Annotated in this window: 17 protein-coding genes; 3 read left to right on the top strand and 14 right to left on the bottom strand. The window is 74.5% G+C overall.

Going from position 1 to position 25,554, the window contains the following annotated elements; all coding sequences use genetic code 11:
• Positions 1–50 precede the first annotated feature (50 nt).
• Genes ACFWP2_RS15820 through ACFWP2_RS15805 form a run of 4 tightly spaced genes read right to left on the bottom strand, consistent with a single transcriptional unit; the run spans position 51 to position 5,435 of the window.
• A complete protein-coding gene (locus tag ACFWP2_RS15820) occupies positions 51–2,057 on the bottom strand; it encodes a carbamoyltransferase (RefSeq protein ID WP_380451348.1) in 2,007 nt (668 codons plus the stop codon).
• Positions 2,054–3,244, bottom strand: a complete 1,191-nt coding sequence (locus ACFWP2_RS15815; protein ID WP_380451346.1) for a glycosyltransferase family 2 protein — start codon at positions 3,242–3,244, stop codon at positions 2,054–2,056. The genes ACFWP2_RS15820 and ACFWP2_RS15815 overlap by 4 nt, the downstream gene beginning before the upstream one ends.
• Positions 3,241–4,371: a glycosyltransferase family 4 protein gene (locus ACFWP2_RS15810; protein ID WP_380451344.1), complete on the bottom strand. Its 1,131-nt coding sequence runs from the start codon at positions 4,369–4,371 to the stop codon at positions 3,241–3,243. The genes ACFWP2_RS15815 and ACFWP2_RS15810 overlap by 4 nt, the downstream gene beginning before the upstream one ends.
• Before the next feature lie 14 nt (positions 4,372–4,385).
• Positions 4,386–5,435 carry a UDP-glucuronic acid decarboxylase family protein gene (locus ACFWP2_RS15805; RefSeq protein ID WP_380451342.1) on the bottom strand — a complete coding sequence of 350 codons (1,050 nt, stop codon included), beginning with the start codon at positions 5,433–5,435 and terminating at the stop codon, positions 4,386–4,388.
• 467 nt (positions 5,436–5,902) lie between these two features.
• Here ACFWP2_RS15805 and ACFWP2_RS15800 point away from each other — a divergent pair, with 467 nt between their 5' ends.
• Positions 5,903–7,621, top strand: coding sequence for a carbamoyltransferase (locus ACFWP2_RS15800; RefSeq protein ID WP_380451340.1), 1,719 nt, complete (start codon positions 5,903–5,905; stop codon positions 7,619–7,621).
• Between the two features lie 48 nt (positions 7,622–7,669).
• On the opposite strand, the gene ACFWP2_RS15795 is transcribed toward ACFWP2_RS15800, so the two are convergent.
• Complete coding sequence (locus ACFWP2_RS15795) at positions 7,670–8,758, bottom strand: S8 family serine peptidase (protein WP_380451338.1); 1,089 nt, start codon at positions 8,756–8,758, stop codon at positions 7,670–7,672.
• A 334-nt stretch (positions 8,759–9,092) separates the two neighbouring features.
• Between ACFWP2_RS15795 and ACFWP2_RS15790 the strand changes: the two genes are divergently transcribed.
• The gene (locus ACFWP2_RS15790; RefSeq protein WP_380451336.1) at positions 9,093–9,851 is read left to right on the top strand and encodes a hypothetical protein; all 759 of its coding nucleotides are present in this window, start codon (positions 9,093–9,095) and stop codon (positions 9,849–9,851) included.
• 87 nt (positions 9,852–9,938) lie between these two features.
• On the opposite strand, the gene ACFWP2_RS15785 is transcribed toward ACFWP2_RS15790, so the two are convergent.
• The 8 genes from ACFWP2_RS15785 to ACFWP2_RS15750 form a co-directional block, all read right to left on the bottom strand.
• A complete protein-coding gene (locus ACFWP2_RS15785) occupies positions 9,939–11,975 on the bottom strand; it encodes a hypothetical protein (protein WP_380451334.1) in 2,037 nt (678 codons plus the stop codon).
• A complete protein-coding gene (locus ACFWP2_RS15780) occupies positions 11,972–13,198 on the bottom strand; it encodes a VWA domain-containing protein (RefSeq protein ID WP_380451332.1) in 1,227 nt (408 codons plus the stop codon). Before ACFWP2_RS15780 ends, ACFWP2_RS15785 begins: the two co-directional genes overlap by 4 nt.
• Positions 13,195–15,504, bottom strand: a complete 2,310-nt coding sequence (locus ACFWP2_RS15775; RefSeq protein ID WP_380451331.1) for a DUF5682 family protein — start codon at positions 15,502–15,504, stop codon at positions 13,195–13,197. Before ACFWP2_RS15775 ends, ACFWP2_RS15780 begins: the two co-directional genes overlap by 4 nt.
• Positions 15,504–16,586: an AAA family ATPase gene (locus ACFWP2_RS15770; RefSeq protein ID WP_380451329.1), complete on the bottom strand. Its 1,083-nt coding sequence runs from the start codon at positions 16,584–16,586 to the stop codon at positions 15,504–15,506. The genes ACFWP2_RS15775 and ACFWP2_RS15770 overlap by 1 nt, the downstream gene beginning before the upstream one ends.
• Before the next feature lie 50 nt (positions 16,587–16,636).
• Positions 16,637–20,374 carry a DUF4132 domain-containing protein gene (locus ACFWP2_RS15765; protein ID WP_380451327.1) on the bottom strand — a complete coding sequence of 1,246 codons (3,738 nt, stop codon included), beginning with the start codon at positions 20,372–20,374 and terminating at the stop codon, positions 16,637–16,639.
• Positions 20,375–20,638: 264 nt separating this feature from the next.
• A complete protein-coding gene (locus tag ACFWP2_RS15760) occupies positions 20,639–22,126 on the bottom strand; it encodes a S8 family serine peptidase (RefSeq protein WP_380451324.1) in 1,488 nt (495 codons plus the stop codon).
• A 53-nt stretch (positions 22,127–22,179) separates the two neighbouring features.
• Positions 22,180–22,467, bottom strand: a complete 288-nt coding sequence (locus tag ACFWP2_RS15755; RefSeq protein ID WP_380451322.1) for a hypothetical protein — start codon at positions 22,465–22,467, stop codon at positions 22,180–22,182.
• An 848-nt stretch (positions 22,468–23,315) separates the two neighbouring features.
• Positions 23,316–23,969, bottom strand: a complete 654-nt coding sequence (locus ACFWP2_RS15750) for a DUF1326 domain-containing protein (RefSeq protein WP_380451320.1) — start codon at positions 23,967–23,969, stop codon at positions 23,316–23,318.
• Positions 23,970–24,178: 209 nt separating this feature from the next.
• Between ACFWP2_RS15750 and ACFWP2_RS15745 the strand changes: the two genes are divergently transcribed.
• Positions 24,179–24,982: a DUF2182 domain-containing protein gene (locus ACFWP2_RS15745; protein WP_380451318.1), complete on the top strand. Its 804-nt coding sequence runs from the start codon at positions 24,179–24,181 to the stop codon at positions 24,980–24,982.
• A gap of 387 nt (positions 24,983–25,369) precedes the next feature.
• Here the strand turns inward: ACFWP2_RS15745 and ACFWP2_RS15740 are convergent, their stop codons facing one another.
• The gene (locus ACFWP2_RS15740) at positions 25,370–25,513 is read right to left on the bottom strand and encodes a hypothetical protein (protein ID WP_380451316.1); all 144 of its coding nucleotides are present in this window, start codon (positions 25,511–25,513) and stop codon (positions 25,370–25,372) included.
• Positions 25,514–25,554 lie beyond the last annotated feature (41 nt).

Here is a 25,554-nt window from a genome sequence, read left to right as displayed (position 1 = left end):
GTTCGTCGGGTGCGCCCGGTGCGTCGGGTTCGTCGGGTGCGATCGGCGCCTCATGACGGAGGGATCACCTCGATGCACCGATGCTCCCAGAGCCTCATCACGTCCTCGGGCAGCCGCCGGCGCTCCTCCTCCGTACGGGTGCGGGCGTCGCCGAGCAGGACGGGGCCGGGGCCGCCGTCGGCGAGCAGTTCCCACAGCCCGCGGCCGATGGGGACGGCGCGCGAGCGCGGCGTCCCCAGTCGGACGGTGAACGCGTCCTCGACGCTCTGTCCGCCGTCGCGCCGCCACACCCGTTCGTACTGGGTGGCGGGCAGCGGAACGGCGGAGCAGGACGGTAGGGCGTCCAGGAGGCCGGGGCGGCGGAGCAGGTGGTGGCCGGGCAGGACGGCGCCGTCCAGCTCCGTCGTCAGCAGGCAGCGCACGACGTCGTCGACGCTCTGCACGATCGGCTCGGCGAAGTTGTTGAACGAGGTGTTGAGCACCACCGGCACCCCGGTGCGGGCCTCGAACTCGCTGATGACGTCCCACAGTTCGGGGTTGTCCGTACGGCCGGCCAGTTGCACCCGTGCGGTGCCGTCGACGTGGGTGACGGCGGGCAGGCGCTCGCGCCACTCCGGACGGACCGCCACGACGTAGGACATGAAGCCGAGTGCGGCGCCCGTCGGCCCCAGGTCGAAGACCTCCTCGGCCCGCTCCTCCAGGACGGCCGGGGCGAACGGCCGGAAGCCCTCCCGTTTCTTGATCTTGGCGTTGACCCGGTCCCGGTTCTCCGCGGCCCGCGGGTCGGCGAGGATGCTGCGGTGCCCCAGGGCCCGGGGACCGAACTCGGAGCGGCCGGTCGCCCAGCCGAGGACCGCGCCGTCCGCGATCAGCTCCGCCGCCAGGGCCGCCTCCTTGCCGTCCGGCACCGGCCGGGCGTCGACCAGCGGCAGCCAGCGGGCGAGTGCCCGCTCGACCTCGGCCCGCTCGCCCATGCTCGGGCCCCAGAAGACGTGCGGCACGCGCCGCCGGGCGCGTCGCCGCACCGCCGCCTGCTGACGGAACTGGGCGGCGCCGAGCGCGGCGCCCGCGTCGTGCGAGGCGGGGTGCACGAACACCTCGTCGAACAGGCCGGACGCCAGCACCCGCCCGTTGGCCGAGGAGTTGTGCGCGACCCCGCCGGACAGGCAGAGCCGCCGCAGCCCGGTGGTCCGCCGCCAGTGGCCGAGCAGGTTCAGCAGCAGCCCCTCCACCACCTCCTGGAGTGCGGCCGCCAGGTCGGCGTCGGCCTGCCGGGGCGGCTCGTGCGCGCGGCGCGGTGTGAATCCGGCCCGCAGGAAGTGCTCCACCATCCCGCGCCGCTCGACCCGGAGGCCGCCGTCGGGGAGCGGGGCGACGAAGCGCGCGAAGTCCGCGCGGTGCACGGCCGGGTCCCCGTACGGTGCCAGCCCCATGACCTTGTACTCGTCGAACCGCCGGAACCCCATGAGCGGCAGCGTCTCCAGGTACAGGTGGCCCAGCGACACCTCGATCGGGTAGGTGGCGAGGGGCGTCAGCAGGCCGCCGTCGGCCAGGAAGACCGAGATGCTCTCGGCCTCGCCGTTGCCGTCGACCACCACCACGAGACTGTCGTCGAAGCCGGAGTCCGCCCACGAGCCGAAGCCGTGCGCCAGGTGGTGCGGGACGAAGCCGATCGGTACCCGCGCCGCCGCCGCGGATCCGGTGCTGCGCTCCAGGCCCTCCACCAGCAGCTCGCGCGCGCCCGCCAGTTCCTCGGCCGGCCGTTCCACGTACTGGTGGCCCAGCTCCAGGTCGGCGTACTCCTCGCCGAAGAAGAACGCCACCTCGTCGACCTGGGCCAGGGTGATCCCCGCCTGGTGCAGGCAGGCCCGGATGGCCAGGTCCGGGAAGGCCGTGGTGTGCTTGACGCGGTTCAGGCGCTCCTCCTCGACGGCCGCGACGGTGACCCCGTCGACCACCAGTGCCGCCGCCGCGTCGTGGAAGAACCAGTCGGGCAGTTCCCGCAGCCGAGCGCCGGCGAGTGCGGCGAAGCTGCCCGTGATGCCGAGGGTGATCACCGGCGGCTCCGTCCGGGGGCGTCCTGTACGGGCGTTCCCGGCCCGGGCGCGTTCGGCCTGGACGTTTCCGGCCCGGGTGCTTCCCGAACGCCGCTCCCGCCGAGAGGCCCGGCGCGGTCGACGAACTCGGTGGGGTTGACGTAGTCGAAGCGCCGGGCCGCCAGCCAGGGGCGCCCGCGCAGCACCGCCCCGACCATGACGCCGACGTCGAACACGGCGTCCAGGCAGCGGGCCGTCACCCTGGGCCCCCACGCGCGGCCCGCCTCCTCGGGGACGCCGGCCCCGGGGGTCTGCGGGGTCGGCGCGTACAGAGAGTCGGGGCGCCGCGCCGCCCGGAGGGCCAGGGCGCCGACCGCGGCGGTGCCCGCCAGGGCGAGGCGCCGCCGGCCGCGCCGGGTGCCCGCCGACAGCGCGACCGCCGCCGTCACCGTCACCGCCGCCTTGACCGCCGGAGCGTGCAGGGTGCTGCGCGCGGGGTGATGGTCGACCAGCGCGGCGTCGGCCACCCCGTACCAGAACAGGCTGCGGGCGACGGGGCGCAGCCGGGTGATGTGCTCCCTGCGGTGGCGCACCACGGCCAGCGGGTTGGTCGCGACCGTACCGACCGACTCCGTGACCCGCACGCCGAAGTCCACGTCCTCGCCGCCGACGGGCGCCGGCCGCATCGGCCGGAAGCCGCCGACGGCCAGGAAGGCCGAGCGCCGCACCACCAGGTTGGAGGTGGTGCCCCACAGCACCCGTTCGTAGCGGTCCGGCCAGTCGTAGCACTGGTTGTACTTCAGCGAGTGCCGCAGGACGGTCCAGGGGTAGGCGGTGTCCTCGCCCATCATGACCGTCGGGCCGATGGCGGCCGCGACGCCGGCGGGGGCGCGCTCCATGAAGTCGATGTGCTCACGGATCGCCGCGGGGGAGATCAGGCAGTCGGAGTCGACGAACAACAGGTAGGCGCCGTCGGCGTGGTGGGCCCCGATGGTCCGCTTGTCCGCCGCGTTCAGCGGCCCCCGCAGGTACCGCGCGTTCTCCAGTGCCGCGCACGCGTCCGCCAGGGTGCGCGCCTCGGCCCCGGCGGAGCTGTCCACGACGAGGATCTGCGTCTCCGGCAGCGGCTCGGCCGTCGCCTCGCGCAGCAGCTCCACCGCGTAGTCGGCCCGGCCCGTGTGAACGGGGACGATCAGTGACAGCTTCACCGGCACTCTCCTGTGCGTCGTGGGGTCGTGGTGGGGCGCCGCTCCAGCATCCGCCGGTAGACCTCGACGGTCCGTCGTGCCATGGGCGGCATCGTGTACGTGGTCTCGTACCTGTGCCGGGCGTTGCGCGCGTAGGCCGCCGCGACGTCCGGTTCCTCCATCAACTGAGCTACGGCATCGGCGAGTTGCTCAGGGTCGTCGGGGGTGACGAGCAGCCCGCCGACCCGGTGGGGGACCATCGTCGGCACCTCGCCCACCGCGCCGGCGACGACCGGGATGCGGCTGGCCATCGCCTCCAGGATGGTCAGCGGGCAGGCCTCGCGCCGCGAGGGCGCGAGGAGGGCGGCCGCGCCGAGCCCGGGGTGCACGATGCCGGGGACGACGCCGTGGAAGGCCACCGCCCCGGCCGGGCCGTACCCGCGCACCCGCGACCGGTACCGCCGCGCCTCCGGACCGTCCCCGAAGACGTGCAGGGTCGGGCGGTCGGAGCCGGGCCGGCCCGCGAGGAGGGCCATCGCCTCCAGCGCGGTGTCGAGTCCCTTCTCGGGCGCCAGCCGCCCCACGAACACCAGGTGACGGCCCGTGCGGGGGAGCCGGTACGGGATCGGCGGCGGGTCCGGTACGCCGTTGGGGATGCAGGCGACGCGCTCGGCCGGTACCCCGTGTCCGGTCAGCAGGGCGCGTGCCGCCTCGGCGACGACGATCACCTGCAGCCCGGTCCCGGTCATCACCTCCCGGTCGGCCGGGTGCAGGCGGATCGAGTGGTGGGTCTGGACCAGCGGCAGCCGCAGCCGCCGCGCGAGGAGGTGGCCGATGCGCAGCCCCGCGCTGGGGAGGTGGGTGTGCAGGACGTCCGGCCGGGCAGCCGCGACGACCCGCAGGCAGGCGTCCGCGCACTCCTCGATCCGCTGCCGCCGCGTGGCGTCCTTGCTCTCGGCGGGGAGGAAGGCCGGCTCGACCAGCACCGGAACACCGGCCCGCGCGCAGGCCTCGGCGGCGAAGCCGTGCCGGGCGGTCAGCACCACCGGGTCCCAGCCGAGTTCCCGCTGCTCCCGGGCCAGGGCCACCACCGACCGCAGGGCGCCGTCGATGCCGCCCGAGGTGACGGCGTGGAGGACGCGCGGCACGCCGCTGCCCCGCCTCACCGCGTCGGGCGGGGAGCGTCGGCCGCCCGGGCGCTCGCGCCACCGTCCTGCTGCGACTCGCCGGTGCGCCCGGCGTCGGTACACCCGGCGTCGGTGTGCTCGGCGAACCAGGCGGCGGTCCGCCGCAGACCGTTGTCGACGCTCACCCGCGGCTCCCAGGACAGCTTCCCGATGGCCAGGCCGATGTCGGGCCGGCGCCGCGACGGGTCGCCCTCCGGCCGGGGGACGAACCGGATCGGCGCGGACGAGCCGGTGATCTCCCTGATCCGGTGGGCGAGTTCGAGGACGGTGATCTCCTCCGGATTGCCCAGGTTGACCGGCCCGGACCAGCCGGACGCCGCCAGCGCGCAGATCCCGTCGACGAGGTCGTCCACGTAGCAGAAGGACCGGGTCTGGCTGCCGTCGCCGGCGATGGTGAGCGGGGCGTCGCGCAGCGCCTGGCTGATGAGCGTCGGCACCACCCGCCCGTCGTGCGGGCGCATGCGCGGGCCGTAGGTGTTGAAGATCCGGGCGATCGCCGTGTCGGTGCCGTACCGGCGCCGGTACGCGGTGGTCAGTGCCTCGGCGTACCGCTTGGCCTCGTCGTAGACGCTGCGAGGGCCGATCGTGTCCACGTTGCCGAGGTAGGACTCGCGCTGCGGATGCTCCAGCGGTTCGCCGTACACCTCGGAGGTGGAGGCGAGGACGAACCGCGCCTGCTTGCCGGCGGCCAGGTCGAGCAGGTGACGGGTGCCGGCGCTGCCGGCCAGCAGGGTCTCGACCGGCAGGCCGAGGTAGTCCACGGGGGAGGCGGGGGAGGCGAGGTGCAGGACGAGGTCGAGGGGCCCGGGGACGTCCACCGGGTCGGTGACGTCCGCGTGGATCCAGGTGAAGCCCGGACGGCCCGTGCAGGCGTCGAGGTTGGCCCGGCTGCCGGTCGAGAGGTTGTCCAGGCAGAGCACCTCGGTGCCCTGGTCGAGCATCCGTTCGCACAGGTGGGAGCCGAGGAATCCGGCGCCGCCCGCGATCAGGACGCGCGACCAGTCCCCCGCCATGGCGTCATGCATGATCCACCCCTCTGGTCGTGACCGAGCGAACTGCGGATCGAAAGGAATTGCGCACCGGAGAGCGCGGCCGCCGGAGGGCGTTGCCGACGCTTTTTCTCGCTGTTTCAACGAGGTTGAGCGGATGCAGGCAGACCGTACCCGGCGGGGTCCGGCGGAAAAACCCGGCGGGCGCCGCTTGGCCGGAAAGATCCCCCGCCCCGCGTGTTGACAGGGACGGTTCAAGCCACTTCATGAGGCGCCGTTTGCCCCGAGTGGCGGCCGGGTAGAGCGACACCTGGAATTCCGGCCGATGCGCTCGACGACTCACTGCATCGATTCGCGTCAACGGCTCACTTCACCGGTTCGCGTCACCGACTCGCCGATTCACCGATTCGCGCCACCGATTCGCATCGCCCATTTCATGCCCGGGCGATTCGCCGATTCCCTGCCCCATGTGATCCGGTTCCGCAGGAAGAAGGGATCCATGAATGCCGACCTACGTCCTCGGGACCGGGTTGTCCCACGACGGTTCGTCCTGCCTCCTCCGTGACGGCGTCATCGTCGCCGCGATCGAGAAGGAGCGGCTGACCCGGAAGAAGCACGACGGCTTCAACGACGACCTCACGCTGCGCCGTTGCCTGGAGATCGAGGGCATCACCTGGGCCGACGTCGACCTGCTCGTCGAGAACAACACCACCAACCCGTATGACGAGCAGGACCAGGTCCGTCGCGGCATCCGCGGCATCCCCGCCTCGGTGCCGCGCGTCAACATCTCCCACCACCTCGCCCACGCCTACAGCGTGGTCGGCACCAGCCCCTTCGAGCGGATGGCGGTGGCCGTCATCGACGGCCGCGGCAGCTCCCTGGACAACTGCGTCGACGCCCCGGAGCACGTTCTGCCGCCCGGCTGCGTCGGCCTCTCCCGCGACGAGCAGGCCGGCCTGTGGGAGAAGGAAAGCCTGTACGTCTACGACGGCGGCGTCCTCGAACCGGTCTTCCGGGACTTCTCCCCGCTCAGGCGGTACGTCACCGACCTGACCCACCCGATCCTGCCGCGCTCCCTCGGCCACGGCATCGGCGCCATGTACGGCGCGGTCTCCCGCTTCGTCTTCGGCGGCGACTTCGCCGAGGGCAAACTGATGGGCCTGGCGCCCTACGGCACCCCGGGCGCCCACGACTTCCCGCTGTTCGACCTGCGCGGCCACCGCGTCTTCAACCGCTACGACTGGGTCCACCGCTTCCCCGCCGACCTCAAGGGCGACGGCACCAACCTCAAGCGCCACTTCCAGGCCTACGCCGACCTCGCCCACCAGGTCCAGCGCGAAGCCGAGCGGGCCGTCCACCATCTCCTGGAGCAGTACCGGCAGTTGAGCGGAATCGACACCCTCGGCTACGCCGGCGGCGTCGCCCTCAACGCCGTGTGCAACGGCCGGATCCCGGAGCGCACCGGCTTCCGGGAGCTGTACGTCCAACCGGCCGCCGGGGACAACGGCATCGCCCTCGGCTGCGCCTTCCACGGCTGGCTGAGCGTCCTCGGCAAGGACAGGGTGCGGCACGACGGGTCCACCTGGTTCGCCGGGAGCTACGGCGACGACGAGGTCCGCCGGGCGCTGGCCGCCCGCGCCGACGAGCTCACCTGGACCGGGCCGCACCCGGTCGGCGACCGGGCGCGGATCGCGGCCCGGGCCATCGCCGACGGCCGGGTCGTGGGCTGGTTCCAGGGGCCCTCGGAGTTCGGCCCCCGCGCCCTCGGCCACCGCAGCATCCTGGGCGACCCCCGGCGGGAGCACCTGCGGGACCACATCAACGCCAACGTGAAGTTCCGGGAGGACTTCCGGCCCTTCGCCCCCTCCGTCCTGGCCTCGCACGTCGGCGACTACTTCGAGGGCGTGCTCGACAGCCCGTACATGATCCAGGTGGCGCGGGTGCCCGCCGACCTCCGCAAGGACATCCCCGCGGTGGTGCACCGCGACGGCACGGCCCGCCTCCAGACCGTCACCCGGGAGACCAACCCGCGCTACTGGGCGCTGCTGGAGGAGATGCGGCGGCTGACCGGCCTGCCCATGGTCATCAACACCTCGCTGAACCGGCGCGGCATGCCCATCGTCGAGACCCCGGCCGAGGCCGTCGACCTCCTGCTCACGACCGGCCTCGACGCCCTGGTCCTGGAGGGCTACGTGGTGCGCCGCCGCGAACCGGCGCGCTGACGGGCCTTCCGGACACGCCAGGCCCGTCATCCCCGGGGCGGGCTGCGGTCAGGGCAGGTAGGCGCCGGAGACGACGGCGGTCGCGAAGGAGGTTCCGTAGAGGGGCGTGCCGTCGGGGAGACGGCCGAGGGGGTGGGACTCGCTCGCGCCGTAGGCGATTTCGGTTCGGGCGCCTGCGGGCGGATCGGAGTTGTAGGTGGCCGGGTTGCCGGAGTCGTCGGAAGCGAGGGCGACGATGGCGTCGGGGACTCGGGCCGGGTAGCCGCTCGTGGCGTGCTGCTCGTTGCCCGCGGCGGCGACCAGCACCGGCAGCGGGCCGCGCCTGCGGGCGGCGTACCGGACGACGTAGTCGATGCTGAGGCCGAGCGTGCTGATGCACCTGGTCCGTGCCTGGGTGGTCAGGCTGGCGTTGACGAGATCGTATTCGCCGGACCACAGGGCGTAGATGAGTCCGGCGAGGACCTCGTACGACACGCCCGGGCCGGTGTCGCGCAGTACCCGCAGGGGATGGATGCGGGCGGTGTCGCGGACGGTGCGGATGACCGTGGCCACGGAGCTGCCGTGGCCCCGGGCGTCGGCCGGCGGGACGGTCCGGATGCCGAGGTCGTCGCACTCGATGAAGTCGATCATGGGCGAATCGGCGTCACGGACTCCGGTGTCGAGAACGGCGACCCGGGGCCCGAGCGCCGGTGGTCCGACCAGGTCCCGAGGCGCACTGTCGCGAAGCCGCTGGAGCTCTTCCGGATCGAAGGGGTCGTCCGGGACCGGAACTCCGCCATGGGCGGGCCGGACGCTGAAGCCGGGTTCCCACAGGAGCTGGGGTGCGAGCTGGTCGAGCCGGTCGTCGTCGATGTTCAGGGGCAGCCGGGGGCGGCGGGTGAGCATGAGTTCGGTCTGCAACTGGTGGGCCGCCACCGAGCCGATCCCGGGAGCGTGGCGGACCACCGCGATCGCGGGGCTGTGGTCGTCCCGGAACGCGGCCTCTCCGACGTCGCCGACCGCGCGGAACTCGATGAGCCGGGGTGGTTCGATGCCGAACCGCTCAGCCGTCCGCATCAGCTGCCAGTGCTCGATCAGCCACTCGATCTGCCAGCGCGGGCCGACCACGGTCGAGTAGCCGCAGTAGTCCTCGCACATACCGCCTCCTGTTTCCCCGGCAGGCTACGGCCCGCCGCCCGCCGGGGCGAGGCCGTTACGACGTGCGGCGTAGCCGCACCCGTCACGCACCGGGCCGACGTCGCACGCTGTTGCCATGACGGAGGACACCACACGATTCGAGGTCAAGCAGGTCCTGGTCACGGACGATGATCTGGCGCACTGGACCGTCAGACGGGCCGAAGTCGACAGGCACGTGTTGGGGGTGACCGGGCGGTGTCCGACCTGTCGCCACACCACCACTCTGGACGTCGACGAAGCGTTCACGGCCCTCGCCCAAGCCGGTGAGTCGAAACCCCTGGCGCCCCATGAGCGGATGACCAGGATGTGCGAATGCGCCTGCAACCAGGGCCACCCGGTCAAGGACTCCGATGTTCCGGAACGCAGCTGTGGCAGCTGGTGGCTGGTCACCATCGCGGTCAAACCGGATGTGGTCCCGCCCGTGCGGGCGGGCACCGACGCGTCGCTCCTGCCGGCGCTGCGGGCCGTCCAGGAGGTGACCGCGTCCGAGGAGAGCGCCGTGCGCGGCTCCGCGGAGAAGTGGATCGCCGGCGTCACCGCCGTCTTCGGCCTGTTCGGGCTCGTCGGAGTGGCCGTCGGCAAGGACTCCCTCACGGGCCTGGACGACTGGGCGCGGGCACTGGCGGGGGCGGCCATCGCCGTGGCGCTCGGCTCCGCCGGTTGGGCGGTCTACTGCACGTCCCGGGTGGCCTACGGATGGCCGGTCACGGTCGACATCGGCAACGACGCCCTGCTGATCCACTGGTTCGACGAGCGGCGCACGCACCTCGACCGAGCGGCCAAGCGGCTCCGCCGGGGCGTGGCATGGTCCGCCGTCTGTCTGGGGCTGCTCTTCGCAGCCGTGGGCCTGATCTGGTTCGGACCACGCACCCCGGCCGGCCCGGCCAGTCCCCTGGTCCTGGTCACCCGTTCCGACGGCTCGCAGGTGTGCGGGACGCTCCTGGACACCGTCGGCGACGGCGAGCTGCGGGTCAGGCGTCCGGACGGCAGCCTCGTCACGATCCCCGCTTCCCAGCTGCGGACGGTTCGGATCAGCAGACAGTGCGGCCGTTGAGCAGCGGTTCGGCTGGCTTGCGCAGGGCGGGCACACCAGCCGGGCCGTGGCCGGTGGGGAGCGTGGTGGCGTCCTCGGGGAGTGTGCTCAGGAGTGGGTGGCGGTCTCGTGGTGGGCCTCGATGGTGACGGCGACTCGGACGGCCGCGTCCGACCAGGTGCGGGCGGCGGTGTCCGGGTCGCCGGTGCGCAGGGCGTGGGCGAGGGTGCGCAGGAGGTCGGCGGTGGTGGTCAGGCCGCTTCGGTGCAGCCGGGTGGCGGTGCGGTCCAGGCGGGTGAGGGTGGGGCCGTCCGGGTGGCGCAGGCCCCGGTGGGCGGTGTCGGCGAGGGCGGCGAGGGCCTCGGCGAGGTCGGCGGCGACGGGGTCGGCCGACGGCGGTGGGGCGGGGGTGAGGGCGGTGGAGCCGGTGCCGGGGGCGAGGTCGGGGACGACGACGGTGCCTCCCGCGAGGAGCGCGGCGGGCTCCAGGACGGTGCGGCCGGCCGCCCGTCGGACGGTGGCGCTGACGTGGGTGACGGCGCCGGACCCGAGCGCCGCGGCGAGCGCGTCGAGGGAGCCGGGGCAGGCCGGGTCGTGGGTGGCGGCGAGGGTGGCCGGGTTGCCCGCGGCGTCGCGGACGGCGGCCTCCAGGCGCTGCTCGGCGGCGTCGTACCGGATTCCCTCGACGGCGGAGAGCCGCACCACGTGCAGGGATTCGGCGGCGACGCGGGGCCGGATCAGCTGCGGCGGCCGGCCCCGGAGGGTGCGCAGGTGGGCGTCGAGGTCGGTGAGCAGCAGCGGGGCGGGCAGGTCCTGCCAGGAGCCGCCGACCGGGGTGACGGTGGTGGCGGCGGTCCGGCCGCGGCCGAGGCGGAGTTCACGGGCGGCGCTGCGGACCGCGCTCTCGCTGACCACGTTGCCGGTGGCGAGGGCGTCGAGGCGGTGGCCGGTGACCCGGCGGGCGGCCAGCGCGTGCCCGGTCGGCGGGCGGCCGTCGGCCGGGACGTCCCAGCTGCGGCGGAGCACCAGGACGGTCCCGGCGGCGGGGTGGGCGAGGTAGACCTCGGCGGACCGGGTGGTCGCGGTGCCGCGGATCCGGCAGCCCAGCGCGGTCAGGCGGACCCGGCGCAGCGGGGTCTCGGCGGCCTCCCGGACACCGAGGACCTCCGACCGGGACGCGCCGGGGTGGGCGGCGGCGCGGTGACGGGCGTGGAGCTCGGCCAGGAGCAGTGCCGGCTCCTCGGGCCGGTGGTCGGCGGACCGGGCGGCGTACGCGTCGAGCTGGGCGGTCAGGTCGGCGACCAGGCCGGCCGGCCAGTGCAGGGAACGGTCGGCGAGCTCGCCGCGCACCCGGTGGAGGGCGGCGGTGAGGACCGGACTGGCGTGCACGGTGCCGTCGAGCAGCAGGTCGCGGGCCAGGTCGACGGCGGCGTCCAGGACGGGCGGGATGCCCGGATCGGGCTCGGAACGGCCGCCGAGCGTGACGGCCGGGCGGCCGTCGGCGGCCCGGAAGGCCCAGACCGCGAGGGCGATCATCTCGCCGCGGCGGTCCTGCGCGGCGTCGGTCACCGCGAAGCCCGGCTCGCCGGGGACGGGGAACCGGACCGTGCAGGTGGCCAGTTCGGCGACCGGCTGCGGATCGTCGGGGCGCGCGTGGTGCAGCCGGGCGGAGTAGCCGCGCTCCAGCGTCCGGCGGGCGGCGGCCACCGCGCGGGCACCGACGGCGGCGGTCAGCGCCTCGTCGTCGAACGCGCCGGGGGACCAGGCGGGGGCGGGGGCGGGCGCGGGGGTGTCGGGCGGGTGGGGGGCATCGGACGTGGCGGGGGCGTCGTCGGAACCCGGTGGGGCGGGGGCGTCGGTGGCGGCGTGCCGCTGGTGGGCGAGGACCAGGGCGATCCGGTGGCGGCACACGCCAGGGGCGCCGCAGGTGCAGCTGCCACCGTCCAGCCCGGTGCCGGGCGGCAGGACGACGGAGCTGCCGTCCGGGCAGGTGCCGCGCAGCGTGCCGTCCGGGTCGAGCCCGGGCACCGGCCCGTCGCCCGCGGCGACCTCGCGGGCGGCGCGCTTCACCAGGCCCCGATTGGCGAGTGCGGCGAGCGTGTCGGTGTCCAGGGCGAGCAGATCGGCCCGCGTCGCGGCGGTCATCGGCCGAGCCTCTCCGCGACGAACCCGGCGAGCATCCCCGGTGTCATCGCGCCCACGTGGGCGCCGGCGTCCGCGAGCCGCCCGGCCAGTTCGCGGTCGTACGCCGGGGCGGCTTCCTCGTCCAACGCGGCGAGGCCGAGCACGGTGGCGCCCTGCTCGGTCAGCGAGCGGACGGTGCGCAGCAGCCGGTACGGGTCGCCGCCCTCGTAGAAGTCGCTGATCACCGCGAGGACGGTGCGCCGCGGGTTCTCCACCAGAGAGGCCGCGTAGTCGACGGCACGGGCGATGTCGGTGCCGCCGCCGAGCTGGACCCGCATCAGCAGCTCCACCGGGTCGGTGACGTCGGAGGTGAGGTCCACCACCTGGGTGTCGAAGGCGACCAGATGGGTCTTCAGGCCGGGAAGGCTCCACAGGCAGGCCGCGGTGACCGCGGAGTGGATCACCGAGCCGACCATGGAGCCGGACTGGTCGACGAGCAGGATCAGCTGCCACTGCTCCAGGTGCCGGCGGGTGCGGGAGTGGAAGTGCGGGCGTTCGATCAGGATCCGCCGCTCGGCGGGACGGTAGCGGCCGAGGTTGGCCCGGACGGTGCGGCGGAAGTCGAAGTCGCGGGCGAGCGGGCGGTGGCTCGGGCGGGCGGAGCGGGCGCCGGTGAACGCCTGGCGCAGCTCCGGGGTGAGGCGTTCCATCAGCTGCCGGACCACCGCGGCGACGATCCGGCGGGCCTGGCCGAGCAGCTGCGCGTTCATCAGGTGCTTGGTGCGGAGCACGGCGCGCAGCAGGGCGGGGCTCGGCTCGACCCGTCCCAGGACGGTCGGGTCGGTGACGATCTCGTCGATGCCGTAGTGCTCGACGGCGTCGCGCTCCAGGCGCTCGATCGTCTCGCGGGGGAAGAGCCGGTGGATGTCGTCCAGCCAGTCGACCGCGGTGATCCGGGACGGTTCCAGGCCGGCGCCGCGGATGCCGCGGCGGTCGAGGTCCTCGTCGCGGCCGTACAGCCATTCGAGGGCGGCGTCGCGGGCGGCGCCGTCGGTGCTCGGGCCTCCGGTCCAGGGCTCGGCGGGGGAACCGAGGACCAGGCGCCAGCGCTCCAGCGCGGGGTCGGGCGCCGTTCCGGGGGCCGGCGAGGGGGGCGGCGAGGAGGCCGGCGCGGGGATCGGCGAGGGGGGCGGCTCAGGGATCGGCGCGGGGATCGGCGAGGAGGCCGGCTCGGGCGAGGTCACCGGGCGGCGCTCCGCAGGCCGTGGCGGTCGAGCAGGGCGGTCACGTTCTCCTCCAGGGCGCGGGCGGCGGCCAGGTGTACGGGGTCGGCGGTGGTGCGGAGCAGGGCGCGGGCGGAGCCGCGCAGCCCGCGGCGCTCGATCAGACGGCGGGCGATCCGCTCGCGCTCGCGCGGCGGGAACCAGGCGAAGGCCTGGCGCAGGGCGGGGAGGGCGATGAGGAACTCGGCGTCGGTGAGCTCGGCGAGGACGGAGTCCACGGCGGCGAGCAGGGAGCCGTCGCCCGCGTCGGCCGTGACCTCCTCCCGGGCGAGCGCGAACAGGCCGGCCAGCCAGTCGCCGAGCGCACCGGGGTCGCCGGCGGCGTGCAGGGCGGCGGAGGCGAGGTCGGGACGGGCGGCGGAGGCGGGGCCGGGACCGGCCGTCGGGGCGAGGACGAGGTGGAGGCCGAAGGCACCGCCGCGCAGGTCGGCGGGGGCGTGCGGGTCGCGGGCGACGCGCAGGGCGAGGGCGGCGGCGTCCTCGCGGGTGACCGTGAGCAGGTCGGGGGCGTGGCACAGCGCGTCGCGGACGGCGGCGAGGGCCACGAGGCGCGCCGGGTCGGTGCCGGAGCGGCCGTGCGCGCCCTCGACCAGCCACAGGACGCGGGCGACCGCGCCGTCCAGGACGGCGGCCAGCAGCGGACTGCGGGCGGTGCCGTACATCCGGTCGTGCCGCCACAGGCCGAGCGCGGTGGCGAGGACGGCCCCGAGCGCGCCCGGGTCGGGGTGGCGGGCGAGGGTCGCGGTGAGCGTGCCGAGGAGGCGGTCGGTGAGGGCGGTGGCGCCGCACAGCACGGTGTCGAAGAGCAGGGCGGCGAGTCCGGTGTCCGTGGGCCCGGTGGTACGGGCCCGCTCGGCGAGGACGGTGGCGGCGGCCTCGTCGAGGGTGGCGCCGTACGCGCCCGCCTCGATCAGGGCGGCGTCGCGGCCGGTGTCCGGTCCGGCTTCCCAGCGTTCGGTGGTGACCGGGTCGGCGCCGTGGGCGGGTCCGGCGGTGCGGTGGCGGCCGGGCACGCCGAGGACGCGCAGCCGGTGCAGGGTCCGGCTGGCCGTCAGACCGTCCTCGGTGGTGAGCTCGCAGGTCAGCGGTCGGGTGCCGGTGGCCCCGATCGCGGCGAGCCGGGCGGCGGTGTCGTGGACCAGCGGCGGGGCCGGGGTGTCGGGGTGCAGCCGCCCGGTGCGGGAGCCGCTGCACGCGGCGACCATCTCGGCCACCACCGGGTGGCTGCCGGGCGCCAGCGGGGTGCGCTCCGACCAGGGCAGCGGCTGGGTCAGGTCGTCCTTGATCAGCGCGCCGGCCAGGCCGTCGAGCACATCGGTACGGGCCGGCACGGGGTGGCCGCGCAGGGCGGCGAGGCCGCCGGTGAGCGCGGCGGCGGCGACCAGGTCGGCGGTGGAGACCAGGTGGCGGCGCTCGCGCAGCCTGGAGACCACGGACCGCCGCAGGTGGTCGGCGGCGGCCTCCGGGCCGTCCTCCCACAGCCGCTGGTAGTACGCGGGCGAGGGCATGCCGGACTGGTAGCCGGCGAAGGCGTCCAGCTGCCGGAACGAGTAGGGCACCAGGTAGCTGCCGGACACCGCGCCGGGCGGCGGCGCCGGCAGCTCGGGCCGACCGGGCGCCTCCGCGGGCCGCGCGGCGAGGGTGCGCAGCGCGGGGGTGTGGAATCCGCCGGTGACCACCAGCACGGTCGCTTGCCCCGCCTCGGCCAGGACGGCGCGGACCCAGGCCGCCATGTACGCCTCGCGGGCCCGGTCGCCCTCGTCCGCCTCGGCGTCGCCGCGGACCAGGTCGAAGTAGGCGTCCAGACGCTCGGCGAGCCCGTCCGCCGGCGCCACCTCGAACAGGCCGTCCCACAGGGCGTCCACCGAGCCGGTGCCGAAGCGCCCGCACAGCCGGGCGGTGGCCTCGGCGTACCGGGCCTCCGCGTCGGCGTACCGGTTGGCGCGCAGCTCGAACGCCGGGTGCCAGGACGGCAGGTCGACGAAGAGCACCTCCGCGCCGGCCGCCCGGCCCTCCCGCAGCGCCACCCACTCGGGCGAGTAGTCGCACAGCGGCGCCCAGGTGGTGGCGGTGCGCTCGGCGTCGCGGTAGTGGCCGAACACGGCGATCGGCAGCTCGTGGCCGAGGGCCAGCTCCTCCAGTCGGCCGTTGAGGTCGGCCGGCCCCTCGACGAGCACGTACGCGGGCCGCAGCCGCCGGACGGTGTCCGCCACCAGACGGGCGCAGGCGGGGGAGTGGTGGCGGACCCCGAGGAAGACCGCGGGCATCAGCCGGCCAGCAGGTGGCGGGCGTCGTGCACGGCCCGCCAGTGCGGGCCGCGCCGCCGCGGGACGCGCTGCTCCAGGTAGCGGCGCAGCCGGGCCAGGTCCTCCGGACTGTCCTTGGCGGCGGTGCCGGCCAGGCTGGCGACCAGGTCGGCCGCGTTGCCGGCCTCGCCGCGCAGGTACCAGCCGCGCAGCCCGACCGCGTGGGCGACCGAGACCGCCTCCGCGGTGCTCATCACCGCGGACAGGCGGTCACCGCCCTCACCGGCCCGCAGCTCGCGGAACGTGGTGACGAGGACCTCCAGCAGGTCCCGGTCGGGTGCGGCGGCCACCCCGGAGCGGCGCAGCAGATGCCCGGACTCGGCCTCCACCAGGGCCAGTTCGGTGTTCAGGTCGGGGATCGGGAAGACCGTCTCGAAGTTGAACCGGCGCTTGAGCGCCGCGCTCATCTCGTTCACCCCGCGGTCGCGGGTGTTGGCGGTGGCGATCACGTTGAAGCCCTGCTGGGCGAAGACCATGCCCTCCGGCCCGTCCAGTTCGGGGATCGCCACCACCCGCTCGGAGAGCAGGGACAGCAGCGAGTCCTGCACCTCCAGCGGGCAGCGGGTGATCTCCTCGAACCGGACCACCCGGCCCTCGGCCATGCCGCGCAGCATCGGCGCGGGCACCAGCGAGCGGGTGGAGGGGCCCTCGGAGACCAGCAGGGCGTAGTTCCACGAGTACTTGATCTGGTCCTCGGTGGTCGCCGCGCCGCCCTGGACGGTCAGCCGGGAGGTCCCGCTGACCGCCGCCGCGATCAGCTCCGACAGCAGCGACTTGGCGGTGCCCGGATCACCGACCAGCAGCAGGCCGCGGTTGGTGGCCAGGGTCACCAGGGCGCGCTCGACCAGCGCCGGATCGCCGACGAACTTGCGGGCGATGCCGGCCGCCTCGTCGCCGACGATGAACCGGCGGGCCGCGCGCAGGCTCAGCTCCCAGCCCGGCGGGCGCGGGTCACGGTCCCCGGCGCGCAGCGCCGCCAGCTCCTCGGCGTACCGGACCTCGGCGGGCGGCCGCTGGAGCCGCTCCTCGGTGGTGGTGGTCATGGCGGCCTTCCCGGGGTGGTTCGCGTGGCTGTCGGTGGGGTGGTGCGCCGTCACGGCGTGGTCAGTTCGATCAGGTCGGCGATGACCTCGGAGGCGGTCACCGGGTCGAGCTCGGCGAAGGTCGGGAAGGTGCGGTTGCGCGTCCAGTAGTCGTCCGGGCGGACGTCGAGCCACACCGTCTCCACCCGCTGCTCGGGATACACGTCGTGCATGCCGACGGCGATGCCGTGCTCCGGGGCGAGCACCACGTAGCGGTCGGGCCCGACCCGGCGGGACAGCCAGCGCTCCACGCCCGCGTCCTGCGGCTCGCCGCGCTGCCAGCCGCGCCGCTCCATGCCGACCAGCCGGGCGGTGGGCAGCACCGGACCGTTCTCGAAGCGGGTCAGACGGTGCCCCGCCCGCTCCTCGTCGGTCAGCGCGTACACCGGGCGGCCGAGCTGACGGAACGGCTGCAGGATCTCGTAGTCGGCGAACAGCTCCGACCAGGCGGCCAGGTCGTCGCCGAGCAGCAGCGGGTGGGCCAACCGGACGGTCGCCCCGGCGGGCAGCACGAACACCTCGTCCGCGACGTCCGCCAGGGTGCGGTCCTCGGCGACCCGGAACGCCGCCGTGGCGCCGTCCGCCTCGGCCAGCCACACCAGGCGGCGCACCAGGTGCCACAGCAGCGGATGCCCGACGAACAGCTGATCGAACTCCTCCGCCGTCCACGACCGCCGGGTGACCATCGCCTCCTCCAGACGGTGGATCTGGTCCCCCGCCACCGTGCGGACGTCCTTCTTCAGCGCGGCGAAACGCTTGCGCTCGGCAGGCGCCAGCTCGGCGTCGTCCCGCGCCCCCGGGGCGGGCAGGTCCTTGCGGCGGGCGCCGTTCGCGTCGAGGACGTACGGCCTGAGCTGCTCGTCGAAGCCGACCGTGAACGTCCGGCTGCCGTAGTCGACGACGGTGGTGCCGTCGGCGTCCAGCCCGAAGTCCGGGACCAGGCGGTCGGACAGCTGCTCCCCGGACAGGCCGAGACCGGCCGCCACCTCGGAGATCTTCTCCTGGGCCCGGGTCTTGAGCGCCTTGAACTTCACCCGCTGCGCGATGCCGTGCAGGTGCAGCAGGGCGACGTCGCTGCCGATCGTGGCCAGCACCTCCAGGCCGTCCACCGCGCGGTGGTGCGCCCCCTCGCCGGGCCACGCCCGGAGCACCGGCGTCAGCCGGCGGACCGTCTCGTCGTCACCGAACCGGCCGAGCACGTGCAGCGCCCACCCGTCCTGGGACGGCATGCCGGCCATCCGCCACTGCTCGAACACCGCCCAGCAGAACTCCGTCAACGACCGCGGCTCGCACACCTCCGCCACCTGGTCGAGGCCCGGGTAGAACGCCCCGGGCTTCGACAGCGCGAGCATGGTGAGCACGTGCCGCACCGCGTCGGCGGGCAGCGCGCCCCCGCCGCCGCGCACCAGCAGCTGCGGCAGCATCATCGGCTCCGCCCAGTCGCCGAGCTGGGGCAGCTTCGCCGGCAGCACGTTCACCAGCGGGTCGGCCGACAGCAGCGCGCCCACCGCCTCCGCCGCCTCCGGCCCGTACTCGCCGGCCACCGCGCTCACCGCCGGGGCGCCGTGCGCGGCCGCGATCAGCCGCAGGGCGTGCTCGGCGCCCCGCCGGGCCGCTCCGGCCTTCCCGACCGCGGCCGGAACCAGCAGCCGGGCCGCGTCCACGCCGTGCCGGGCGAACCAGGAACGGGCGGTGTCCCCGGCCGACTTGAGGCGCACCAGCCAGTCCGCCATCGTCTCGGCCACCCGGACGTCCAGGTACGGCAGCAGCAGGGACGCGTGCGCGGCCGGGTTCTGCAGTGCGGCGGCCCGGACCGGATCGAGCGCGTCCGTCCCGAAGCGGGCGGCGACCCGGCGCAGCGCGCCCACGGCGTCCCAGATGTAGTCGTCGCCCCGCCACTGGGCGATCAGCGGCCGGCCCAGGCGCTCGTCGCCGTACGCGAACAGCGCCAGCTCCTCGTGCCGGTTGGAGCGGCGATGCGCGTCGGACGGCCCGCCCACGGCCCGCATCGTGCCGGCGATCCGCTCCCAGTCGCCGTCCGACCAGCGCGCGTACCAGGACTCGGAGGCCGCCCATGCCTCCCGCTCGTCCGGCAGCCACCGCAGCCGGGGCTCCTGCGGCGCGGTGAGGCCGGTCAGCACGCGGGGCTTGGCCGTGGAGCGCGGCCGGGTCCACGGCGGGCTGGTGAACAGCTCCGGCAGCGACTCGGCCGGGACCTCCGGCACCCGGTCTCCCAGGTCGGTGAGCGGCTCGACCAGGGCCGCCTGCTCCGGCGACAGCTCCGGCAGCAGCTCGAGCGCGGTCGCGCGGTGGGCGGCGACGTGGGCGGTGAGGAGCTGACGGGCGAGCCGCTGCGCGGCCGGATCGGCGGACGCCGGCGCGGCCGCGGGGGCCGCCGTGCCCGCCGCGCCCGCCGCGCCCGCCGCGGCCTCCGCGGCCTCCGCGAGGAGGCGCAGAGCACGCCGGGGGAAACGACGCATGGCCGCCACCAGGGCTCCCCGGGCCGCCTTGCCGTTCTCCTGGTGGGCCAGCAGCCCCCGAAAACCCTCGTCGGAGGGAAGCTCGGCGATCGCGTTCAGCAGCTGCTTCTGCTTGTCGCTGTAGAGGTAGTCGTTGGCCAGGGCGTGCAGCAGCAGCGGCGCGGCACCGCCCCCGAGACCCTCCGCCACGGTCGCGATGATCTCGGCGGACCAGCCGTCCCAGCCCAGGCTCGGCGGCTGGGGGAGCTTCTCCAGCGGCTCGGCGGAGGAGAGCGAGCACAGCAGCATCGACCACTCGGCGTGGCCCAGCCGCGCGGCCGACTCCACGCACTCCTCGGCCCAGGCGGACTCGGACGGCACCAGGTACGCCGCCACCAGCAGGCGGGACAGGTCGGTCCGGCACCCGGCCAGGGCCTCGACCGCCGCGCGGTGGGTCTCCTCGTCGCACGCCGCCAGCAGCGACCGGACCCGGTCCGCGGCGGGGCGGTACACCCCGGTCGTCCGGACGCCCGCGTGCCGGATGGACAGGCTGGCGGCGCGGGAGTTGCGCCGGTCGGACTCGAGGGCCACCGTGAACAGCTCGACGGTCGCCCTGGCCGCGAACGGCAGGCCGAACTCCGCCACCCAGGCGTCCACGGCCGTCCGGATCCGGTTGTCGGCGGAGACCGCGTACGCCGCGGCCAGCACCGCCGCACCGACCGGGTTCCGACTGCCGGAGTGGTGAGCGCGAGCGGCGGCCACCAGGTCCGCGTCGCTGCCGTCCGCGCTGAGCGACTGCTCCAGCCAGCCGTCCAGCATCTGCCTCAGCGAGGCGTGGTACCCGTCCACCGCGTTCTTCACCGCGGCGGACGGTGGGCGGGAGGCGCCGCCCCGGCGGGGGATCAGGGACCTCCGCCAGGCCTCCGGCAGGACGAAGGCGTCCTCGTCGACCGGGGCGTCCAGCGGCTCGGCGGCGGCGATCGGCGGCGGCACCGCGCCGGGGCGCGGCACGGGCAGCGAGACAGGCAGCGGGACGGGCTGCGAGTCGGGCCGCGTGGCGGGCGGCGAGACGGGCGCCGCGCCGGCCGTGGTCTCGCGGTAGCCCTTGCGCTCCTTCTCCGCGGCCGTCTTGACGAAGTGCGCCCGCGCGGCCTCCGGAGTCGGGAACTCCTTGCTCTGCTCCCGCCCGGCGGTGCCGGACCGCCCGTAGCGCACGGTCACCACGGCACCGTCGACCGCGGCCTCCCAGAACTTGTCCGAGCCGCCCTCGACGAACTCCCAGCGCCGCACAGCTCCGCCCCTCTCCTCGAACGGTTGATCTGGTGAGGAACAGTAGCGAGGCCCACTGACAAGCCGACCGCCGGACCACCCCGCGCGGCCGTTCCCACCGGAGGACGCGGCTGTCCGGCGCCGACGATCGGTGACTCCGTGTCGCTGACATGGGTGAGGTCCGCGCCGCGAGCCGCGCGGACCTCAAGGTGTCCCGGAAGCACTCGTGCACGTCCGGTCAGAGCGGGCCTCCTCAGACGTCGGCCTCCTCAGCAGCGGGTCTCCTCAGAAGTGGGCCTTCGCGAACGCCAGGGCCGCGCTCACGTTGGCGAGTCCCGGCCCGGTGGCCTCGTCCGGGCCCGGCCCGGCCGGATTGTTGAACCGGAGGTGGTTGTGGCCGGTGGTGACGTCGGTGGCGGTCTTCACGAGCGCCTCCGTCACCTGCTCGACCGTCATGTTCGGCCGGCCGTTCTGACCGAGCAGTACGGCGGCTGCGCCGGCGATCTGCGGGGCGGCCGCCGAGGTGCCCGAGAACAGCGCCCAGGCGTCGTCGAAGGTCGTGCCGTCGGGCGTGTCGGGCATCTGCCCGTCGCTCGGCTGGCTCTCCTCCACGTCGAGCTCGCAGCCCGGCTGCACGGGGAGCATCAGGTACTGGGCCCGCGGCAGCATCCCCACCAGCCCGCAGACCGTCGGCACGATTTCGCCGGGGAACCACGGACTGGCGTATCCGCTCGCGTAGTCGGAGGCCTGGAGGCCGAGACCGGGACCGACGAACACGCCGCCGGCCGCGATGACCCCGGGGACCTGCGGCTCGACCGAGAAGTGGCCGTTGCCGGCCGAGAACACCACCACGATGCCCTTCTCCACCGCGTCCTTGATCTCGAGGATCCAGACCCGGGACGCCGCGGGCGGGTGCGGGGACAGGGGCGGGAATTCGAGGTCGCCGCCCCAGGAGTTGGTGAGCACCTTCGGATGGGCGGCCTTCGCCTTGAGGAACCCCGCCACCGCGCTGGTCAGGTTGCCGCTGTCGTCGCTGGCCCGGAAGAACTTCAGCTTCGCACCGGGGGCCACGGCGAAGATGTTGGCCGACTCGCCCGTCCCGTGCCCGATCGGGTCCTTGGCGGGGCTGGTGCCCGGCACCACGGCGACGACGGGATCGACGTCGTAGCCCTGCAGGGTGAAGAAGGGGTGCGCGTAGTGTCCGGTGTCCACCATGGCGACGTCCACGCCCGCGCCCACCGCGCCCTGTGCGTGCGCAGCGGTGGCACCGAGCAGCATGGACACGTCGCCGGGGAGCCGCAGGTGGTACTTGCTCACGTTCGGTGGCTGCGGGCTCGGCGACAAGTGGTAGCAGGAACGCGGCTGTTCGAGCACGACGGCCTCGATGTCGTCGGCGTCCGGCGCGGCCCCCACACCTCGGGCCTCCGGCTGGCCTGGGCCGACCAGGTCGAGGTGCGTCACGTAGCGGCGACGCCCGACCGACACGCGCTGGAGGGCCTCGTACGAGGCGACCCGGCCACCGGTCAACTGCTCGTAGGCCGCCGGCGATCCGTAGACCGTGAAGCCCAGCCGGCTCTCGGCGCTGACGGTGAGCCCGACCGCCTCCGCCCGCTCCTTGGCCCGGGCCCGGACGTCCTCACTGGCTCGGTACGGTGCGGCCGAGCTCAGGTCGGTCGCCTCGGTCATCGGCGTTCCGCCCTCCGACCGCGCCGACACGTAGCCGAACACCAGGTCGGGAGGAGACTGCCCGTTCTGCATTGTCGTGGGAAGCATCATGACTCCTCGGGGGATGAACCGGGCCTCGGGGTGCCCGGGAGAAGCTGTCGTCAGTCATCAGGGGAATGGGGTTCGGGCACCGGCAGCACGGTGACGGACCGCACGGCCTCCCGGAGTCCGTCCGGGACGGGCAGCGCCTCCGCGCCCGAGGCGTCGACCGGACCGTGCCCGAACGCCTCCCGGAACCGCGCCGCCGGGCCCGTGACCAGCGCACCGGCCGCCATCGGCAGCACCGAGAGCCCGCGCCCGGCGCACCACTCCCGCAGGGCGTCGAGCCGCGTCCCGCCGTCGGCGCGCAGCTCGACGACGGCCTCGACGGCGCCCGGTCCGTGGCTCACTGCCGTGTCCATGGGCCCTGGGCGGCCGCCCGCGGCGGGCGCCCGGCAATGTCGATCGTCTCGGCAGTCATGGAAGCCTCCCATGAGCCTTGTAAACGTCGAGGCAACACTTACATGCCACATTTACGTTGTATCTTCAGCCTGCGCGCCGCGCCCCGCCGAGTCAAGGCCGTGCGGGCACGTACCGCCGATGGCCAGGTCAGACGGCGGGTAGCACCCGCTCCACCCGGCGGGATCCGGTGTACGTCGTCAGCTTCCCCTGCACACCGCCGTCGGCCCCACGCTCGCGGAACCCCCTGGTCGCTCGCGTCGTCGGACCCGATGGCCGTAGGAGGAGGCCGTCGAGCCGGCGGAGGAGGGCTGGTCCGCACGGTCGGCCCGCCGGCCGCCACCCGAGGAACGGGCTGCGGTCCTTGCCGCCCTGTCGGTCGTCGGATATCCGGCCTTCAGCCTGCCCGCCGTCGCGGCTGGTGCGCTCACCAGCCGGTTCGGCCAGCACCGTACCGCCGGCGGATACGCGGCGCTGGTGGTCCTGCTGTCGCTCACGACCCTGGCACTGGCGTCACGTCAACGCCGGCGCACCGGGCCGTAGCCACGGGGACGACCGTGTTCAGCGGGGTGGTGTGAAGGCCGACCGCTCCGCCTCCACCTGTGAGCGGATGACGAAGTCGGCCGCATGGCGTGGAGCAGCCGGTTCGCGGCAGCGATGATCTGCCCCCATGTGCCTGTGCCCCCGGTCGCCACACGGCCGCACAGCATTCACCGCCAGCCGGAACGCCCGTCCTGGCTGGCGGTGAGAGTTCTAGACAATCGTCCTGGTCGGCGGCAAGGCCGTGCGGACGGCAGTTTCAGTCAGGGCCGCTCCAGTCGAACGGGAAATGCTTGCTGGATCTGCCGCTGCGGTCCCAACTGAAGCCGAATGCGTCGGCGCGGTCGGTGGTGGCGCGGCCCCAGGTGGCGATCTGTCCCGGCCCGACCTCGGCGCCCGGAGCGTTGTGGACCTGCACGCGTCCGCCCTCGGGGGTGGTGGGGCCGGTGAGGGCTTCGGCCCGGGCGGTGACCCGGCCGGGGATCTCGACGCTCCAGGCGCCGAGGTCGTCGTCGATCTCGACGGTGATGGGGGCGGCGTCCATGCCGCGCACCTCGGTCGTGGTGAGCTCGCTGAACTGCTTCGGCCACCCGCCGACCTGGCCGCTGAAGATCGTGCCGAGTGCGGCGCGTTGCCGTTCGTCGGCCCGTTCGTCGATGAAGAACGCGGCACGCGAGTCCGTGGCGGCACCCGCCCAGATGTTGCCGGTGAAGGACCCGAGCATCACGAAGTTCAACCCGTCGAGCGGGACGTCCCCGTACCGGCCCTCGCGGATGTGCCAGACGAGCACACCGTCGCAGTCGCCCTCGGTCGGGGGTTGGGCGAAGGTGCAGGGGCAGGGAATGGCGCACTTGCAGGTGTCGAACCAGTCGCCGACCAGGTGCCAGGCCGGGCTGGTGGTTGCGTCGGTCATCTCACCGACCTCCTCACCCCCCGCTGTCGCTTGGTTTCCGGGAGCGGCGGGGCTGTCCCGCGCGAACTCCGACAGGTCGCGTCGGCGGAGCGGCCTCATCTCCAGCGTGCGCCTTTTCTGCGAGGCGCGGAATCCCCGTGCGGGACCGCGACCGGGTTTTGTCGTCGGCGCGCGTGTGCTCTCCTGGAAGGACCAGGCAGGAGAGCAGCATGCGTACCGTCACCGTGGAGAGGCAGCCACTGCGGACCGGGGTGCTGATGCCTGCGAGGGATCTGGCCGTGGCGTGGGCCCTGATCGTGGTGATCGCGGCGCTGGCCTGGGTGTTCACGGTCGGCCAGGCCCGGGACATGGGGGTCGAGCCGGGAACGATGGGGATGGCGTTGCCGCTGTTCCTGGTGCTGTGGCTGGCGATGATGGCCGCGATGATGCTGCCGTCGGTCGCGCCCGTGGCGGTGACGTGGGCCCGTGGCATCGGCCGGCAGTCGAGCGGCGCCGCCCGGGCGGCGCGCACGACGGAGTTCCTGGGCGGCTACCTGCTGGTGTGGACGGCCTTCGGGCTGCTGGCGTACGGCGGGCTGGCGCTCACCGGCCACCTGGTGGAACGTGACCCGGACGCCGGGAGGTGGATCGGCGCGACGGCGTTCGCACTGGCCGGGCTGTACCAGTTCGGCCCGCTGAAGTACGTGTGCCTACGGCACTGCCGCAGCCCGATGGCCCAACTGATGCGCTACGCGGGCTATCGGCCACGGCTGCGGGACCTGCGGGTCGGGCTGCACCACGGCGGGTACTGCCTGGGCTGCTGCTGGGCGCTGATGGTGGTGCTGGTGCCGCTCGGAGTGATGAACGTGGCGGCGATGGCGGGGATCGCGGTGGTGATCTTCCTGGAGAAGCTGTGGCGCCGCGGGCCGCTTCTGGCCCGGGTCAGTGGGGTGGCGTTCCTCGTGCTCGCCGTGCTGGCGCCGTTCCAGAGCTGGCTGCTGCCAGGACTCACCCCGAGCGACATGATGATGTAGCGCTCACGGGCCGGGACCGACGAGCGGCGCGGAAGCCGGCGCCGGCGACACGGATCGGGGTCGGATCGTCCGGTGCGTCGCGCCAAGTCACCGTTCCGAAGCCGCGGGTGAGGACAGAACGGGTGTCCGGGGCAGCACCCCCGTGCGGTAGCGCTGAGTGGATGTGGCATGTACGCTGCGTGTCGCTGGTGAAGGGGTTCGGGCTCAATCGCTGCTCCGTGGGGGGAGTCGCGTCCAGGCCCGGCCGCCGGTAGGGGGTCCGGTTGCGCTCGTGGGGGAGTTGCGGCCGGACCCGCCAGCGGCGGATCGACGGCATGCCCGGGTAAACAGGGGTCCGGTCCTCGGCAGCGGCCTCGGCGCGAGGACCGATGCCGAGCCGGCCGCGAGTCAGGTGCTGCCGGTGGTGTTCGTCGGTTCCTCGGCTCCGCGCGGCGATCGACGTCGGCTCACTGTCAGGTGTCGCTCCAGCGCGGCGAGGAACTCGTCCGGGTTCTCGAGGTGGCAGGCGTGGTCGCCGGGTAGGGTGGTCAACCTTCCAGGTCGTAGGCCACGGTCGCGGGTGCGTGGCCGGA

Source organism: Kitasatospora sp. NPDC058444, from assembly GCF_042721415.1.
GTDB lineage: Bacteria > Actinomycetota > Actinomycetes > Streptomycetales > Streptomycetaceae > Kitasatospora.
The sequence above is the reverse complement of the archived record's forward strand: the minus strand, read 5'-3'. Positions and strand labels throughout refer to the sequence as shown.